Raw genomic sequence first — 16,341 nt, 5'->3', positions numbered from 1 at the left:
TTCGTGGACGTGCGAAGTGACCGAATTTGAAACCGCACTGGGGTCCGCCCCGCTGCACCACTTATGTGAGCTAAACGGGGATAAAACCGGAATGCCAACGATCCAACAGCTGATCCGCAAACCGCGCCAGCCTAAAATCAAACGTTCGAAATCCATGCACCTGCAAGAATGCCCGCAAAAGCGCGGCGTTTGTACACGTGTTTACACCACCACACCTAAGAAGCCGAACTCGGCCATGCGTAAGGTTGCCAAAGTGCGCCTGACCAACGGTTTCGAAGTCATCAGCTACATCCCGGGTGAATCGCACAACCTGCAAGAACACTCCGTTGTTCTGATCCGCGGCGGCCGTGTAAAAGACCTTCCCGGTGTGCGCTATCACATCCTGCGCGGTGTTCTTGATACGCAAGGCGTTAAAGACCGTAAGCAGCGTCGCTCCAAATATGGTGCAAAGAAGCCAAAGTAATTTGGGTCGGTTTGGGGTCGCGTATCGCGGATACACGATGCCGGATCCCGCCGCCCGCCATGTTTTCCCGTAAGGGAGTGAGCCGAGTAAGACTGAGCGCCGGACGATCGGGGTGCAATATGCACCAGACGCACTGGACCAAACCTGCCTCGGCAACTGACAATTAGGAGCTTTAAATGTCACGTCGTCACGCCGCTGAAAAACGCGAAGTACTGCCAGACGCCAAGTACGGTGATCTGGTTCTCACCAAATTCATGAACAACCTGATGATCGACGGTAAGAAGTCGGTTGCGGAGCGTATCGTTTACAACGCGATGAACCGTGTTGAAGACAAAATCAAACGCGCGCCCATCGAAGTCTTCCACGAAGCGCTGGACAACATCAAGCCGTCCGTCGAAGTGCGTTCGCGCCGCGTTGGTGGTGCCACGTATCAGGTTCCTGTCGAAGTGCGCCCCGAGCGTCGCGAAGCACTGGCGATCCGCTGGTTGATCAAAGCGTCCCGCGCCCGCAACGAGAACACCATGGAAGAGCGCCTAGCAGGTGAGCTTCTGGACGCTGTTCAATCGCGCGGTACTGCTGTTAAGAAGCGCGAAGACACCCACAAGATGGCCGACGCGAACAAAGCGTTCAGCCACTACCGCTGGTAATTCGGGCGGCATAAGCCGTTCCCGTCGCGTCCCACCCCGGGGCGCGATTTATCCGTTTCAGATATATTCGAGGAAGCAGCCCAATGGCACGCGACTATCCGCTCTCACGCTACCGCAATTTCGGCATCATGGCCCACATCGACGCAGGCAAAACAACCTGCTCCGAACGGATCCTGTTTTACACTGGTAAGTCCCACAACATCGGCGAAGTGCACGACGGTGCCGCCACGATGGACTGGATGGAGCAGGAGCAGGAACGCGGTATTACAATTACTTCCGCTGCGACGACAACTTTCTGGCAGCGCCAGGAAGAGCCAACAGCCGACGCGACATCCGACACCAAGTACCGGATGAACATCATCGACACCCCCGGCCACGTTGACTTCACCATCGAAGTTGAACGTTCGCTGGCCGTTCTTGACGGCGCCGTTGCTGTTCTTGACGCCAACGCCGGTGTTGAGCCCCAGACCGAAACCGTTTGGCGCCAAGCGGACCGCTACAAGGTTCCGCGCATCGTTTTCGTCAACAAAATGGACAAAATCGGCGCTGACTTCTTCAACTGCGTGAAGATGATCAAAGACCGTACCGGTGCGACACCTGCGCCGATCCAAATTCCGATCGGTGCCGAAACCGAGCTGGAAGGCATGATCGATCTGGTCACCATGAAAGAATGGGTCTGGGCCGGTGAAGATCTTGGCGCGAGCTGGGAACAACGCGAAATCCGTGCCGAGTTGAAAGACCTGGCCGACGAATGGCGCGCGCATCTGATCGAGACTGCGGTCGAGATGGATGACGAAGCCATGGAAAACTACCTGATGGACGGCGCAGAGCCTGACGTCGACACCCTGCGCGGTCTGATCCGTAAAGGGACACTGGCGATCAAGTTCATCCCCGTACTCTGCGGCTCCGCGTTCAAAAACAAAGGTGTTCAGCCTCTGTTGAACGCTGTTATCGACTATCTGCCATCCCCGATGGACGTTGTTGACTACATGGGCTTCAAACCAGGCGACGAGACAGAGACACGTAACATCCCACGCCGTGCGGATGACGACATGGCCTTCTCCGGTCTGGCGTTCAAAATCATGAACGACCCCTTTGTTGGCTCGCTGACCTTTACCCGCATCTACTCCGGTGTGCTGAACAAGGGCGACACGCTCTTGAACTCCACCAAAGGTAAGAAAGAGCGCGTCGGTCGTATGATGATGATGCACTCCAACGATCGTGAAGAGATTCAAGAAGCGTTCGCGGGCGACATCATCGCGCTGGCAGGTCTGAAAGACACAACAACCGGTGACACGCTTTGCGCCGTCAACGACCCTGTTGTTCTTGAAACAATGACCTTCCCAGATCCGGTTATCGAAATCGCGGTTGAGCCTAAAACCAAGGCTGACCAAGAGAAGATGTCCACCGGTCTGGCGCGTCTGGCTGCAGAAGATCCCTCCTTCCGCGTTGAAACGGATCTGGAATCCGGTCAGACCATCATGAAGGGCATGGGCGAACTTCACCTCGACATTCTGGTGGACCGTCTGCGTCGTGAATTCAAAGTTGAAGCGAACATCGGTGCGCCTCAGGTTGCCTACCGCGAGACCATCTCGCGCGAAGCAGAAATCACCTACACCCACAAGAAACAGTCCGGTGGTTCCGGTCAGTTCGCTGAGGTGAAGATGATCCTGATGCCAACCGAGCCAGGCGAAGGCTATTCCTTCGAAAGCCGCATCGTTGGTGGTGCCGTTCCGAAAGAATACATCCCGGGCGTCGAAAAAGGGATCAACTCGGTCATGGACTCCGGTCCTTTGGCAGGCTTCCCGGTCATCGACTTCAAGGTTGCTCTGATCGACGGTAAATTCCACGACGTTGACTCCAGCGTTCTGGCGTTTGAAATCGCGGCCCGTATGGGTATGCGCGAAGGCATGCGTAAAGCTGGTGCGAAACTGCTCGAACCGATCATGAAAGTCGAAGTTATCACTCCTGAGGACTACACAGGCGGGATCATCGGCGATCTGACATCGCGTCGCGGTCAGGTTCAGGGTCAGGACACACGCGGGAACGCAATCGCGATCGACGCACAGGTGCCGCTGGCCAACATGTTCGGCTACATCAACACGCTGCGTTCGATGTCGTCGGGTCGTGCGAACTTCACCATGCAGTTCTCGCACTACGAACCTGTTCCGCAGAACATCTCTGACGAGATCCAAGCGAAATTCGCGTAACTGGCGCGTTGCAATAACTGGGACGGCGGGGATAACCCCGCCCTACCCAAACCGTAGGGTGGGTGTTCAACCCACCGCCCAATTTGAAAACCAAGGAGGCCACCATGGCTAAGGCAAAGTTTGAACGTAATAAACCACACGTTAACATCGGTACCATTGGTCACGTTGACCACGGCAAAACCACGTTGACCGCGGCGATCACCAAGTACTTCGGCGACTTCCGCGCCTATGACCAGATTGACGGCGCGCCCGAAGAAAAAGCACGCGGCATCACCATCTCGACCGCACACGTTGAGTATGAGACCGAAGGCCGTCACTACGCCCACGTCGACTGCCCAGGCCACGCTGACTATGTGAAAAACATGATCACCGGTGCGGCGCAGATGGACGGCGCGATCCTGGTTGTGAACGCAGCTGATGGCCCCATGCCACAGACCCGCGAGCACATCCTGCTGGGCCGTCAGGTCGGCATTCCCGCCATGGTTGTCTACATGAACAAAGTAGACCAGGTGGACGATGAAGAGCTGCTGGAACTGGTTGAAATGGAAATCCGCGAACTGCTGTCTTCCTACGACTACCCAGGCGACGACATCCCTGTGATCCCAGGTTCCGCTCTGGCGGCGATGGAAGGCCGTGACGAGAACATCGGCGAGAACTCCATCCGCAAGCTGATGGAAGAAGTCGACAACTACATCCCGACACCAGAGCGCGCTGTTGACCAGCCGTTCCTGATGCCTGTGGAAGACGTCTTCTCGATCTCCGGTCGTGGTACAGTTGTGACCGGCCGTGTTGAGCGTGGCGTGATCAACGTTGGCGACGAAATTGAAATCGTCGGCATCCGCGACACCAAGAAAACCACATGTACCGGCGTTGAAATGTTCCGCAAACTGCTGGACCGTGGGGAAGCTGGCGACAACATCGGCGCCCTGCTGCGCGGTATCGACCGTGAAGGCGTTGAGCGTGGTCAGGTTCTGTGTAAGCCAGGTTCGGTTAAGCCGCACACCAAGTTCACAGCCGAAGCCTATATCCTCACCAAGGAAGAGGGTGGCCGTCACACGCCGTTCTTCGCGAACTACCGTCCACAGTTCTACTTCCGGACCACAGACGTCACCGGTACCGTTCAGCTGCCAGAAGGCACTGAAATGGTTATGCCTGGCGACAACCTGCAGTTCGACGTGGAACTGATCGCCCCCATCGCGATGGAAGACGGTCTGCGCTTCGCGATCCGCGAAGGCGGTCGTACCGTTGGCGCGGGCGTGGTTTCCAAAATCACCGAGTAAGCCAACCCGCGGGTCATCCCGCGCACCGGCGACAAGACGAAGGCCGCTCCCAATCGGGGCGGCCTTTTTCGTTGTGTGGGGGCGGCGGTGCTGGCTATGACACGATTGTTTTGATCGCGGATGGCGGTCGTACTGGGCGGATTCGAGCGAAACCTCGGATTCCCCCCTTGCCACATGGCGCGACTCGACCTATAGAGCGCAAGTCTCAGCGGGGTGCGTTTTTACGCGCCCCGTTTGATTTACGACAAAACGCAATGAAGGGCCGTGATGAGGCGTCTCTTCCTCTTCGTTTCTACTCCCAATGAGGGATGATGACATATGGCACAAAGCCAAAATATCCGCATCCGTTTGAAGGCGTTCGATTACCGCGTGCTGGATGCGTCCACACAGGAAATCGTTAACACCGCCAAGCGTACCGGTGCATCTGTTCGCGGCCCAATCCCGCTGCCGAACAAGATCGAAAAATTTACAGTTCTGCGTGGCCCACACGTTGACAAGAAATCCCGTGACCAGTTCGAAATCCGCACGCACAAGCGTCTGCTGGATATCGTTGATCCGACCCCCCAGACCGTGGACGCGCTGATGAAGCTCGACCTGGCCGCTGGTGTGGACGTCGAGATCAAGCTGCAGTCATAAGCGTAGGAGGGTAATAATATGTTGCGCTCAGGCGTTATTGCAAAAAAGATGGGCATGACCCGTTTGTTCATGGAAGACGGTAAGCAGATCCCTGTGACCGTTCTTCAGCTCGACAAACTGCAGGTTGTGGCTCAGCGTACCCCCGAGAAGGACGGCTACACAGCTGTTCAGCTTGGTGCAGGTACAGCCAAGGCCAAGCGGACGTCGCAGGCCATGCGTGGTCACTTTGCTGCGGCAAAGGTTGAACCCAAGCGTAAGGTTGCGGAGTTCCGTGTGGACCCCGAAGCCATGTTGAACGTTGGCGAAGAAATCATCGCCGATCACTACTTTGCTGGTCAGTATGTTGACGTTGCAGGCACCTCCATCGGTAAAGGTTTTGCCGGTGCGATGAAACGCCACAACTTTGGCGGTCTGCGTGCGACACACGGTGTTTCGATCTCTCACCGTTCGCACGGTTCGACAGGTCAGTGTCAGGATCCAGGCAAGGTTTTCAAAGGCAAGAAAATGGCCGGTCACATGGGTGCTGCCCGTGTTACCACGCAGAACCTCGAAGTTGTCAAAACCGACAGCGCACGTGGTCTGATCATGGTCAAAGGCGCCGTACCAGGCTCCAAAGGTGGTTGGGTGACTGTTAAGGACGCGGTGAAAAAGCCGTTCCCAGCAGACGCGATCCTGCCTGCCGCTTTGAAATCCGCCGCTGACGAAGCCGCGAAAGCCGCTGAAGAAGCCGCCGCAGCAGCCGCTGCAGAGGCCGAAGCAGAAGCAGCACGCTTGGCAGAAGAGCAAGCAGCGACCGAAGCTGCCGCACTTGCCGAAGCCGAAGCATCCATTGAGTCGGACAAGAAGGAAGGTGACGAATGAAACTTGATGTCATCAAACTCGACGGCGGCGCAGCCGGTTCGGTAGACTTGGACGAGGCCCTGTTCGGTCTTGAGCCACGCGCCGACATTCTGCACCGTGTTGTCCGCTGGCAGCGTAACAACGCGCAGCAGGGTACGCACAAGGTCAAGACACGGTCCGAGGTCAGCTATTCGACCAAGAAGATCTATCGTCAGAAAGGCACCGGCGGCGCACGCCACGGCGCACGTTCTGCACCGATCTTCCGTTCGGGTGGTATCTACAAGGGTCCAACCCCTCGTAGCCACGGCCACGACCTGACCAAGAAGTTCCGCAAACTGGGTCTGCGCCACGCTTTGTCTTCCAAGGCAAAAACCGGCAACCTGGTCATCATCGACGATGCCACATCCGATGGGAAAACAGCTGCTTTGGCCAAACAGGTTAAGAACCTGGGCTGGAAGCGCGCGTTGATCATCGACGGTGCCTCGGTAAATGAGAACTTCTTGCAAGCCGCGCGCAACATCGAAGGTCTGGATATCCTGCCGACGATGGGTGCAAACGTCTATGACATCCTCAAGCGTGACACTCTCGTGATCACCAAAGCGGGGATCGAAGCACTGGAGGCCCGTTTGAAATGAGCGCCAAGCACGAACATTACGATGTGATCCGCAAGCCGATCATCACTGAAAAAGCGACAATGGCTTCCGAGCACAATGCAGTCGTTTTCGAAGTTGCGATCGACAGCAACAAGCCAATGATCAAAGAAGCTGTTGAGGCTCTCTTTGGTGTCAAGGTGAAGGCCGTGAACACGACCATCACCAAAGGCAAGGCAAAGCGTTTCCGTGGCCAGATGGGTCGCCGGAAAGACGTGAAGAAGGCTTACGTTACGCTCGAAGAAGGTAATTCCATCGACGTATCCACCGGTCTGTAAGTCAGCCTGGACGTAAAAGTTAAAGGGCCCCTCGCTGCAAGGCGGGGGGCCTTTTCCGTTTTCAAGGCGGTGGTGCCTGGATGATACCCGCTGCGCATGTCGCGCGGGAACCTGCCGACCTACGGTGCGTTGACCTTGCACATCACGTCAAAGGAATGGCCCCGCTGAATGGTGGCCAGCTTTGCCCGAAGGGATAGCGCCACTATGTCGATCAACTCCGTCCAGTCCACCCGATCAGAGATCCTGTCCCATAATGACCCCGACGATTTCGCCTGGGCCGTGCCGATCATGCGGACGGGGTATGCCGGGCGCGGATTGGTTTACCTTGTCGTGGCCGGGCTGTCGCTCTGGTCCGTTGTATCTGGCGGTCAGGCCGAGGGCACCAAGTCGACGCTGCAGTCATTAGACGGCGCGACGGGGTTTGCAGTGATCTTCGCGATCGCCACGGGCATGTTCGCCTATGCGATCTGGCGCGCGGTTGATAGCTTTTGGGACCTTGAGGCATATGGCAGCGGTGCCAAGGGCATCGTTGCGCGGTTCGGGATGCTGGTCACAGGCCTGATCCACGGTGCCATCGGTGCGCTGGCTGTGACGGTGCTGGGGGTGGCGTCGTCTGGCTCTAGCAGCAAGGAGCTGCTGAACCAGTTCCTGCAGACCACAGCGGGCGTGTGGGTCGTGGGCGGGATCGGTCTGGCGACGATGGGCACGGGGTTCTACTATTTCTACAAAGCAGCGTCGCAGTCGTATCGCGAGCATCTGGAGGCCAACCACTTTACCCTGCATTGGAACCCGCTATTGCGTATCGGCGTGGCTGCGCAGGGCGTGGTGGTGCTGATCATCGGCGGTTTGATCGCCTATGCCGCGATAAGTGCCAATGCGTCGAGTGCAGGCGGCATCGATGCGGCGTTTGAGTGGTTGCACCAGCAGGCCTACGGGCGGGTGCTGGTTGGGCTTCTCTGTGCCGGATTGCTGATGTTTTCGCTGTTCTGCTTTGTGAATGCGGTCTACCGTATTGTACCGAAGGCTGCCGACCCGTCGGTTGAAAGCGTCGCGCGCAAGGTCAAGGCAATGGCGTCCTGACGGGCACCGCGTAGGTCTACGTCGGGTTTTCGAGACTATTCCCGAACGCTCCCTTGACCCTCGGCTGATCCTCCCCTAAACGACCCCATCGGCAGTGCCCCGGATTCGTCCGGGGCTGTGTCGTTTTGCGCATTGGTGAGTTCTAGCCATGCGCGAGGTTGGGCAAAGGGGTTCTTTGTCCGGCATTTCAAATTGGGGACCTTCGGGGCCCTACAACCATCTCGGCACCAGCACGACGGGGCCGGGGACAAGCAAAACGGAAGACAGAGAACATGGCACTCAAGTCGTACAAACCGACGACGCCAGGCCAGCGTGGGCTGGTACTGATCGACCGTTCGGAGCTTTGGAAAGGCCGCCCGGTCAAATCCCTTACACAGGGTTTGACCAAATCTGGCGGTCGGAACAACACCGGACGGATCACAATGCGTCGCACAGGCGGTGGGGCAAAGCGCCTTTACCGTATCGTCGATTTCAAGCGCAACAAGCTGGACATGTCCGCGGTTGTCGCTCGCATCGAATATGACCCTAACCGGACCGCATTCATCGCACTGATCCAGTACGAAGACGGCGAACAGGCTTACATCCTGGCCCCACAGCGTATCGCTGTTGGCGACAAGGTGATTTCCTCGGCCAAGGCCGACATCAAGCCTGGGAACGCTATGCCATTTTCGGGCATGCCAATCGGTACAATCGTTCACAACATCGAAATGAAGCCAGGCAAAGGCGGCCAGATCGCACGCGCCGCCGGTACCTACGCACAGTTCGTAGGCCGTGATGGTGGATACGCTCAGATCCGTTTGTCCTCGGGCGAACTGCGTCTGGTGCGTCAGGAATGCATGGCCACCGTTGGTGCCGTGTCCAACCCTGACAACTCCAACCAGAACTACGGTAAAGCGGGCCGCATGCGTCACAAGGGTATCCGCCCTTCGGTACGTGGTGTTGTTATGAACCCGATCGACCACCCTCACGGTGGTGGTGAAGGCCGTACATCGGGTGGTCGTCACCCTGTTACGCCTTGGGGCAAGCCCACAAAGGGTGCAAAAACCCGCAACAAGAACAAAGCGTCCAGCAAGCTTATCCTACGCTCGCGCCACGCCAAGAAGAAGGGGCGTTAATAGATGTCTCGTTCAGTATGGAAAGGTCCTTTTGTTGACTCTTATGTCCTCAAGAAGGCCGAAGCCTCCCGCGAAAGCGGTCGCAGCGAAGTGATCAAAATCTGGTCGCGCCGTTCCACGATCCTGCCACAGTTTGTTGGCCTGACGTTCGGCGTGTACAACGGTCACAAGCATATCCCAGTAAACGTCAGCGAAGAAATGATCGGTCAGAAGTTTGGTGAGTATTCGCCAACTCGCACCTATTATGGTCACGCAGCTGACAAAAAAGCGAAGCGGAAATAAGCCATGAGCAAGGATAAAAATCCCCGCCGCGTGGCTGACAACGAAGCCCGTGCAAAACTGCGCATGCTTCGCACAAGCCCGCAGAAACTGAACCTCGTCGCCGCGATGATCCGTGGCAAGAAGGTAGACAAGGCCCTGACGGACCTGACCTTCTCGAAAAAGCGGATCGCACAGGACGTGAAGAAATGCCTTCAGTCCGCCATCGCGAACGGTGAAAACAACCACAACCTTGACGTGGATGAACTGGTCGTTGCCGAAGCATATGTCGGCAAGAACCTGATCATGAAGCGTGGTCGTCCACGTGCGCGTGGCCGTTTCGGCAAGATCATCAAGCCGTTTTCGGAAATCACGATTGTCGTGCGTCAAGTTGAGGAGCAAGCCTGATGGGTAACAAAGTAAATCCGATCGGTATGCGTCTTCAGGTCAACCGCACCTGGGACAGCCGCTGGTACGCCGATACGAAGGACTATGGTGATCTTCTGCTCGAAGACCTCGCCATCCGTGACTTCATCAAGAAAGAATGTGCACAGGCCGGTATCGCCCGTGTGATCATCGAACGCCCACACAAGAAGTGCCGCGTCACGATCCACACAGCGCGCCCCGGTGTGATCATCGGCAAGAAAGGTGCAGACATCGAAGGTCTGCGTCAGAAAATCGCCAAGATCACCAAATCTGACCTGCACCTCAACATCGTTGAAGTGCGCAAGCCAGAGCTGGACGCAGCCCTTGTTGGTGAATCCATCGCACAGCAGCTGGAACGCCGGGTCTCTTTCCGTCGCGCCATGAAGCGTGCGGTACAGAACGCCATGCGTATGGGTGCCCTGGGTATCCGTGTGAACGTTGCTGGTCGTCTGGGTGGTGCAGAAATCGCGCGTACCGAATGGTACCGTGAAGGCCGCGTGCCGCTCCACACTCTGCGTGCCGACATCGATTACGCGCATGTTGAAGCGTCGACCGCTTACGGCATCATCGGGATCAAAACCTGGATCTTCAAAGGCGAGATCATGGAACATGACCCGGCTGCGCGTGACCGCAAGGCACAAGAAATGCAAGACGGCCCAGCACCACGCGGTGCCGGCGGTCGTCGCTAAGGGGGAATGAAAGATGCTACAACCAAAGCGTACTAAATTCCGCAAGCAGCACAAAGGCCGTATCAAAGGTGTGGCAAAGGGCGGGTCTGACCTGAACTTTGGTACCTACGGTCTGAAGGCTCTCGAGCCCGAGCGTGTAACTGCACGTCAGATCGAAGCTGCTCGTCGTGCCATGACGCGTCACATGAAGCGTCAAGGTCGTGTCTGGATCCGTATTTTCCCGGATGTACCTGTCACCGCAAAGCCCATCGAAGTTCGTATGGGTAAAGGTAAAGGTTCCGTGGATCGTTGGGTCTGCAAGGTCAAGCCAGGCCGTGTTATGTTCGAAATCGACGGTGTCGCCGAGGACGTTGCACAAGAAGCTCTGCGTCTTGCCGCGATGAAGCTGCCTATCAAAACCCGCGTCGTTGTACGCGAAGATTGGTAAGACCTTCGCTTCGACACATGTCGGAGGAATGAATAGAAAAGCCCCCGCTGAGACATCAGCGGGGGCTTTTGTTTTTGTCGGTCGGTGCGGGGTTTAGGTAAACAGCTTGGCGGTGCGGCGTGCCAGTTTCTGCCAGACCAGCGCGATGACAATGGTCATGCCCACGTGCCCCACGAAGGATGACTGCGTGTAGGTGCCAAAACCCATCATGAAGCTACGCCCCATCAGCGGTGCCAAAATACCTTGGGCGACAAACCACAAGATGACTCCGGCCAGGGCACCCGCGCCGAAATAGCCGAGCTGTGTCATCCGCTTGGTCAGATAGACCACCGCTGCAAATCCTAACGCGCCAATCAGGAAGTGGACGGCGAAGGCCGCGCCGTAAGTCAGGTCGAGGCCCAAAAGCTTTTTGCTTAGCCCGATGACCAGGTTCGCGGGTTCTAGCTTGACGCCGAACAGGACGGGAGAGGCGAGCCATGCGTAGGCCTCGAATGTGAGTTCGCCGACCAGACCGGCAAGGGCAAGGGCGGGCAGGGGGATTTGGTTTGGGGTATCCACGTGGGGCTTCCTTATGTGCGCATCGTTTACGGTAACGGGGTCGAGATGGCACCGGGACACATGCAATCCTAGTCACAAGCTGCTGAACCCGCGGTGACGTGATCCAGCCCGCGATTTTTGAAACATTAATGCACGATGAATAAGCGGCGGCAGGGTCTAGCCAGCGCAAGGCGTGGCGCATAGGCTCGGGCTAACCTGCCTATAGGAGCTGACATGAAGCATGTGCCCAAGCCCACCACCGACGAAGACCTGATCAAAGCGTTTCTCGAGAAGGGGGGTACGATCAAAAAGGGCAAGACCAAGCCGATGCCGGATGATCTGGGGCTTAGCAATAATCAGTGGGGCAATAAGCTGACCAAAGAGGAAAAGGCCGCGATCAAAGAGCAAGAGGCGGCGCGCAAGGCAACGCCGCCCAAACGTGGTTAACCCCAGGCGTAGTTGAACGAGACCGAGATGCGATCGTCTTCGGACATGTTCATCGGCACTTCGTGTCGCAGCCAGCTTTCCCAAAGCAGCACGTCACCGACGACGGGTTGTGCATAGACGAACTGGCGCAGCTCTCGCGGGGCGTCTTTCTTGCGACCGGGGGCAGCCATCATCATCGGCAGCCGCGGATCTTCGAGCTTAAGCGCGCTCGTGCCTTCGGGCATCGCCACATAGGTCGTGCCGGAGATCACCGAATGGGGATGGATATGTGCCGTATGGATGCCGCCTTCGGGTAGGATGTTAATCCAGAGGTCTTCCAGCTTGAGCTTGCGCCCGTCCAGATCAAACGCCAGTTCCTTTGCAAAAGCCTTGACGTGTTTATCCAGCGCTTTCTTCACCGTCTTGAAGATCGGGAACCGCCACGGCAGATCGGTGAGCGATGCATAGCTGGTGTAGCCCGGGAAATCATGTTCCTCGCACCATTCCTGCCCGGCCTCGTCATCCTCGGCGATGGACAGGCACGCGGCCTCCAGCTCGGCCGGATCAACGGGTTGACCGTGCTCGGACAGGGCGGCGCGGTAAAGACGGGTGACGAAAAGGGATTCTATCTGTGACATAGGGCCGTTCTATATCAGCCCGTTCTGGGTGGCGATACGGTTTTATAGAAAGCTTGCTTGCCAAACAGGGGTAGGGCCTGTAGAGGAACCTTTCACATGAACTCCACCAGAATCATGGTCACCCATAAGGGGCCTACTGGTGATGTCGAAAGGAAGAGGCGATGAACGCCAAAGAACTGCACGACAAGACGCCGGATCAACTCCGCGATGAGCTTGTTAACCTGAAAAAAGAATCCTTCAACCTGCGTTTCCAGCAAGCCACAGGCCAGCTGGAAAACTCCGCACGTTTGAAGACCGTTAAGCGTGACGTCGCACGTGTCAAAACCGTTCTGAACCAGAAAGCCGCTGCCGCGGCATCTGCTGAATAATAGGAGCCTGAGAGTATGCCCAAACGTATCCTGACAGGCACCGTGACAAGCGATGCCAACGCACAGACAGTAACCGTTTCCGTAGAGCGTCGCTTTACGCACCCGGTTCTGAAGAAAACCATCCGTAAGTCCAAAAAATACCGGGCGCACGATGAGAACAACACATTCAAAGTGGGCGACGCCGTTCGCATCATCGAATGTGCACCAAAGTCGAAAACCAAACGTTGGGAAGTGCTGCAAGCCGCTGAGGCTTAAGGTACTGCTCGCTCGGGCCTGAGGTCCTTGTTTCCCTTGACTCTGAGGGCGGCAAGGCCCAAAGGCACGAGCGAGATGCCCATTTCGGGCGGACCAATATAATCGAAACCCTGGGGTTAGGGCACGCATCGCCCCCCAGAAGGTCGGGAGAAACCAAATGATCCAGATGCAGACCAACCTGGATGTTGCTGACAACAGCGGCGCGCGCCGTGTTCAGTGCATCAAGGTATTGGGTGGTTCCAAGCGTAAATACGCATCCGTCGGCGACATTATTGTCGTGTCGGTCAAGGAAGCCATCCCTCGCGGTCGTGTGAAAAAGGGTGACGTGCGTAAAGCCGTCGTCGTTCGCACTGCCAAGGAAGTTCGTCGTGAAGATGGCACAGCCATCCGTTTCGATCGTAACGCCGCCGTCATCCTGAACAACTCGAATGAACCTGTAGGTACACGTATCTTCGGGCCAGTTGTTCGTGAGCTGCGCGCCAAAAACTTCATGAAGATTATCTCGCTTGCGCCGGAGGTGCTGTAATGGCTGCTAAACTTCGCAAAGGTGACAAAGTCATCGTGCTTGCTGGCAAGGACAAGGGCAAGACGGGTTCCATCTCGTCCGTTGACCCAAAGGCCAACAAAGCAATCGTAGATGGTATCAACATGGCAATCCGCGCCACGCGTCAGTCCCAGACGTCGCAAGGCGGCCGTATTCCCAAAGCGATGCCCATCGATCTGAGCAACCTGGCGCTGGTTGATGCCAACGGCAAAGCAACCCGCGTTGGCTTTAAAATCGAAGGCGACAAGAAAGTGCGCTTTGCAAAAACCACGGGGGACGTGATCGATGCTTGATAACGCAACATACACACCCCGCCTGAAGGGCGAATACGCGGACAAAATTCGCGCTGCTCTGAAGGAAGAGTTCGGTTACAAGAACGAAATGCAGATCCCGCGTCTGGATAAGATCGTTCTGAACATCGGCTGTGGTGCAGAAGCTGTTCGTGACAGCAAGAAAGCCAAATCCGCACAGGAAGACCTGACAACAATCGCCGGCCAAAAAGCGCTGACAACTGTTGCCAAGAAATCCATCGCTGGTTTCCGCGTACGTGAAGACATGCCTTTGGGTGCGAAAGTGACCCTGCGTGGCGAGCGTATGTACGAATTCCTGGATCGTCTGATCACGATCGCAATGCCTCGTATCCGCGACTTCCGCGGCATCAACGGCAACAGCTTTGACGGCCGTGGCAACTACGCCATGGGCTTGAAAGAGCACATCGTGTTCCCCGAAATCGACTTTGATAAAGTTGATGAGACTTGGGGAATGGACATCGTGATCGCCACCACGGCGAAAACCGACGCTGAAGCGAAGGCACTGTTGAAAGCGTTCAACATGCCCTTCACATCGTAAGCGCGGGGAGGATTTAGATATGGCTAAGAAATCCATGATCGAGCGCGAAAAGAAGCGCGAAGCACTGGTCAAGAAGTACGCTGCCAAGCGCGCTGCCTTGAAAGAGATCGTAAGCGACGAATCCAAGCCGATGGAAGAGCGTTTCCGCGCCTCCCTGAAGCTGGCAAAACTGCCTCGCAACTCCAGCGCTGTGCGTCTGCACAACCGCTGCCAGCTGACAGGCCGTCCACACGCTTACTACCGTAAACTGAAAATTTCGCGGATCGCGCTGCGGGACCTTGGCTCTTCGGGCCAAATCCCCGGCATGGTCAAGTCGAGCTGGTAAGGAGCGCATCAGATGAACGATCCTATCGCAGATATGCTGACACGCATCCGTAACTCTTCGCTGCGCGGCAAATCCACCGTCATGACACCAGCTTCCAAGCTGCGTGCATGGGTTCTGGACGTGCTTGCAGACGAAGGCTACATCCGTGGCTACGAAGCAAAAACGGGCGCCGATGGCCACCCCGCGATTGAAATCAGCCTCAAGTACTACGAGGGCGAACCTGTTATTCGCGAGCTGAAGCGGGTTTCCAAGCCCGGTCGCCGCGTCTACATGGGCGTCAATGACATTCCCGTTGTCCGTCAGGGCCTTGGTGTGTCGATTGTCTCCACCCCCAAGGGTGTGATGTCGGATCAGAATGCACGCAGCCAGAACGTTGGCGGCGAAGTGCTCTGCACCGTATTCTAAGGAGAGCAAAATGTCTCGTATTGGTAAAAAACCGGTCGACCTGCCAAGCGGTGTTACAGCATCCGTGAGCGGCCAGACCATCGAAGTCAAAGGCCCCAAGGGAACACGTTCCTTCAAGGCAACTGACGACGTTACATTGGCTGTCGAAGACAACGTGGTCACCATCACACCACGCGGCAAATCCAAGCGCGCACGCCAGCAGTGGGGCATGAGCCGCACAATGGTTAGCAACCTGGTTGCCGGCGTCACCGAAGGCTTCAAAAAAGAGCTTGAGATCCAGGGTGTTGGTTATCGTGCTGCCATGAACGGCAACACGCTGAAACTGAACCTGGGACTGTCCCACGATGTTGACTATGTGGCACCCGAAGGTGTGACAGTCACAGCCCCGAAACAGACCGAGATTGTGGTAGAAGGCATTGACGAACAGCTTGTTGGTCAGGTCGCTGCGAACATCCGCGCATGGCGCAAGCCCGAGCCCTACAAGGGCAAAGGCATCCGCTATAAGGGTGAGTTCGTCTTCCGCAAAGAAGGCAAGAAGAAGTAAGGATCGCACAGATGGCAAACAGCAAAAGACAACTGTTTCTGAAACGCCGCCTGCGCGTTCGGAACAAACTTCGCCGGGTCAACGCAGGGCGTCTTCGCCTCTCCGTTCACCGCTCGAACAAAAACATCAGCGCCCAGCTGATCGACGACGTAAACGGGGTCACATTGGCTTCCGCGTCCTCGATGGAAAAAGACTTGGGCGTTGTTGGCAAGAACAACATCGAAGCAGCGACCAAGGTTGGTTCGGCGATCGCCGAGCGTGCCAAGAAGGCCGGTGTAAGCGAAGCATATTTTGACCGTGGCGGTTTCCTGTTCCACGGCAAGATCAAAGCTTTGGCCGATGCAGCCCGTGAAGGCGGTCTGAAAATCTAAGCGAACGTAGGCGGCGCGGGTCTCGCGCCGCCTCGATGATCCGGGGGCTTTGCCCACTTGGATTGACTCTATGACGCGCG

General features: G+C 56.7%; 26 protein-coding genes. 24 read left to right on the top strand and 2 right to left on the bottom strand.

The features are described from left to right. Positions 1-91 precede the first annotated feature (91 nt). The 14 genes from rpsL to rplP all read left to right on the top strand — a co-directional run bounded on the left by rpsL (position 92) and on the right by rplP (position 10,999). The gene (rpsL, locus tag ACTRWK_RS03245; protein WP_005849863.1) at positions 92-463 is read left to right on the top strand and encodes a 30S ribosomal protein S12; all 372 of its coding nucleotides are present in this window, start codon (positions 92-94) and stop codon (positions 461-463) included. A gap of 176 nt (positions 464-639) precedes the next feature. Continuing rightward, on the top strand, positions 640-1,110 hold the full coding sequence (gene rpsG, locus ACTRWK_RS03240) for a 30S ribosomal protein S7 (RefSeq protein WP_005849857.1): 471 nt from the start codon (positions 640-642) through the stop codon (positions 1,108-1,110). An 83-nt stretch (positions 1,111-1,193) separates the two neighbouring features. Beyond that, complete coding sequence (gene fusA, locus ACTRWK_RS03235) at positions 1,194-3,320, top strand: elongation factor G (protein WP_037941636.1); 2,127 nt, start codon at positions 1,194-1,196, stop codon at positions 3,318-3,320. 104 nt (positions 3,321-3,424) lie between these two features. Beyond that, positions 3,425-4,600 (top strand): elongation factor Tu, encoded by a 1,176-nt coding sequence (tuf, locus tag ACTRWK_RS03230; protein ID WP_005849852.1) that lies wholly within the window; start codon positions 3,425-3,427, stop codon positions 4,598-4,600. 318 nt (positions 4,601-4,918) lie between these two features. Beyond that, on the top strand, positions 4,919-5,236 hold the full coding sequence (gene rpsJ, locus ACTRWK_RS03225; protein WP_005849850.1) for a 30S ribosomal protein S10: 318 nt from the start codon (positions 4,919-4,921) through the stop codon (positions 5,234-5,236). 18 nt (positions 5,237-5,254) lie between these two features. Then, a complete protein-coding gene (gene rplC, locus ACTRWK_RS03220) occupies positions 5,255-6,097 on the top strand; it encodes a 50S ribosomal protein L3 (RefSeq protein ID WP_005849843.1) in 843 nt (280 codons plus the stop codon). After that, a complete protein-coding gene (rplD, locus tag ACTRWK_RS03215) occupies positions 6,094-6,711 on the top strand; it encodes a 50S ribosomal protein L4 (RefSeq protein WP_009825301.1) in 618 nt (205 codons plus the stop codon). Before rplC ends, rplD begins: the two co-directional genes overlap by 4 nt. Continuing rightward, positions 6,708-7,004, top strand: a complete 297-nt coding sequence (locus ACTRWK_RS03210; protein WP_005849839.1) for a 50S ribosomal protein L23 — start codon at positions 6,708-6,710, stop codon at positions 7,002-7,004. The genes rplD and ACTRWK_RS03210 overlap by 4 nt, the downstream gene beginning before the upstream one ends. A gap of 204 nt (positions 7,005-7,208) precedes the next feature. Continuing rightward, positions 7,209-8,084, top strand: a complete 876-nt coding sequence (locus ACTRWK_RS03205; RefSeq protein WP_288960218.1) for a DUF1206 domain-containing protein — start codon at positions 7,209-7,211, stop codon at positions 8,082-8,084. 272 nt (positions 8,085-8,356) lie between these two features. Continuing rightward, positions 8,357-9,199, top strand: a complete 843-nt coding sequence (gene rplB / locus ACTRWK_RS03200; protein WP_005849835.1) for a 50S ribosomal protein L2 — start codon at positions 8,357-8,359, stop codon at positions 9,197-9,199. Positions 9,200-9,202: 3 nt separating this feature from the next. Next, complete coding sequence (rpsS, locus tag ACTRWK_RS03195; RefSeq protein ID WP_005849833.1) at positions 9,203-9,481, top strand: 30S ribosomal protein S19; 279 nt, start codon at positions 9,203-9,205, stop codon at positions 9,479-9,481. A gap of 3 nt (positions 9,482-9,484) precedes the next feature. Beyond that, positions 9,485-9,865, top strand: coding sequence for a 50S ribosomal protein L22 (rplV, locus tag ACTRWK_RS03190; protein ID WP_005849831.1), 381 nt, complete (start codon positions 9,485-9,487; stop codon positions 9,863-9,865). Further along, entirely contained in the window at positions 9,865-10,572 is a 708-nt protein-coding gene (gene rpsC, locus ACTRWK_RS03185) for a 30S ribosomal protein S3 (protein ID WP_005849830.1), read from the top strand. The genes rplV and rpsC overlap by 1 nt, the downstream gene beginning before the upstream one ends. A 13-nt stretch (positions 10,573-10,585) precedes the next feature. Further along, entirely contained in the window at positions 10,586-10,999 is a 414-nt protein-coding gene (gene rplP, locus ACTRWK_RS03180; protein ID WP_005849828.1) for a 50S ribosomal protein L16, read from the top strand. A gap of 93 nt (positions 11,000-11,092) precedes the next feature. Here rplP and ACTRWK_RS03175 read toward each other — a convergent pair whose 3' ends face one another. Then, on the bottom strand, positions 11,093-11,557 hold the full coding sequence (locus ACTRWK_RS03175; protein ID WP_289081708.1) for a hypothetical protein: 465 nt from the start codon (positions 11,555-11,557) through the stop codon (positions 11,093-11,095). Between the two features lie 213 nt (positions 11,558-11,770). Here ACTRWK_RS03175 and ACTRWK_RS03170 point away from each other — a divergent pair, with 213 nt between their 5' ends. Further along, positions 11,771-11,983 carry a hypothetical protein gene (locus ACTRWK_RS03170; RefSeq protein ID WP_005849822.1) on the top strand — a complete coding sequence of 71 codons (213 nt, stop codon included), beginning with the start codon at positions 11,771-11,773 and terminating at the stop codon, positions 11,981-11,983. Here ACTRWK_RS03170 and ACTRWK_RS03165 read toward each other — a convergent pair. Next, a complete protein-coding gene (locus ACTRWK_RS03165) occupies positions 11,980-12,600 on the bottom strand; it encodes a TIGR02466 family protein (RefSeq protein ID WP_064215813.1) in 621 nt (206 codons plus the stop codon). The genes ACTRWK_RS03170 and ACTRWK_RS03165 overlap by 4 nt on opposite strands. 161 nt (positions 12,601-12,761) lie before the next feature. Here ACTRWK_RS03165 and rpmC point away from each other — a divergent pair, with 161 nt between their 5' ends. From rpmC to rplR, 9 genes are all read left to right on the top strand, one after another. Beyond that, positions 12,762-12,968 (top strand): 50S ribosomal protein L29, encoded by a 207-nt coding sequence (rpmC, locus tag ACTRWK_RS03160; RefSeq protein WP_005849818.1) that lies wholly within the window; start codon positions 12,762-12,764, stop codon positions 12,966-12,968. A 15-nt stretch (positions 12,969-12,983) separates the two neighbouring features. After that, positions 12,984-13,223, top strand: a complete 240-nt coding sequence (rpsQ, locus tag ACTRWK_RS03155) for a 30S ribosomal protein S17 (RefSeq protein WP_005849816.1) — start codon at positions 12,984-12,986, stop codon at positions 13,221-13,223. Positions 13,224-13,380: 157 nt separating this feature from the next. Next, the gene (gene rplN / locus ACTRWK_RS03150) at positions 13,381-13,749 is read left to right on the top strand and encodes a 50S ribosomal protein L14 (RefSeq protein WP_005849814.1); all 369 of its coding nucleotides are present in this window, start codon (positions 13,381-13,383) and stop codon (positions 13,747-13,749) included. After that, the gene (gene rplX / locus ACTRWK_RS03145) at positions 13,749-14,060 is read left to right on the top strand and encodes a 50S ribosomal protein L24 (RefSeq protein WP_005849812.1); all 312 of its coding nucleotides are present in this window, start codon (positions 13,749-13,751) and stop codon (positions 14,058-14,060) included. Before rplN ends, rplX begins: the two co-directional genes overlap by 1 nt. Further along, on the top strand, positions 14,053-14,616 hold the full coding sequence (gene rplE / locus ACTRWK_RS03140; protein WP_005849810.1) for a 50S ribosomal protein L5: 564 nt from the start codon (positions 14,053-14,055) through the stop codon (positions 14,614-14,616). The genes rplX and rplE overlap by 8 nt, the downstream gene beginning before the upstream one ends. A gap of 19 nt (positions 14,617-14,635) precedes the next feature. After that, a complete protein-coding gene (rpsN, locus tag ACTRWK_RS03135; RefSeq protein ID WP_005849808.1) occupies positions 14,636-14,941 on the top strand; it encodes a 30S ribosomal protein S14 in 306 nt (101 codons plus the stop codon). Between the two features lie 12 nt (positions 14,942-14,953). Next, positions 14,954-15,346 carry a 30S ribosomal protein S8 gene (gene rpsH, locus ACTRWK_RS03130; protein WP_005849806.1) on the top strand — a complete coding sequence of 131 codons (393 nt, stop codon included), beginning with the start codon at positions 14,954-14,956 and terminating at the stop codon, positions 15,344-15,346. A gap of 10 nt (positions 15,347-15,356) precedes the next feature. Further along, a complete protein-coding gene (gene rplF / locus ACTRWK_RS03125) occupies positions 15,357-15,890 on the top strand; it encodes a 50S ribosomal protein L6 (RefSeq protein WP_005849804.1) in 534 nt (177 codons plus the stop codon). An 11-nt stretch (positions 15,891-15,901) separates the two neighbouring features. Next, on the top strand, positions 15,902-16,261 hold the full coding sequence (gene rplR, locus ACTRWK_RS03120) for a 50S ribosomal protein L18 (protein ID WP_005849801.1): 360 nt from the start codon (positions 15,902-15,904) through the stop codon (positions 16,259-16,261). Positions 16,262-16,341 lie beyond the last annotated feature (80 nt).

Source organism: Sulfitobacter sp. G5_S2_6_S6 (genome assembly GCF_054968505.1).
This window is presented reverse-complemented; position numbering and strand designations above follow the sequence as displayed.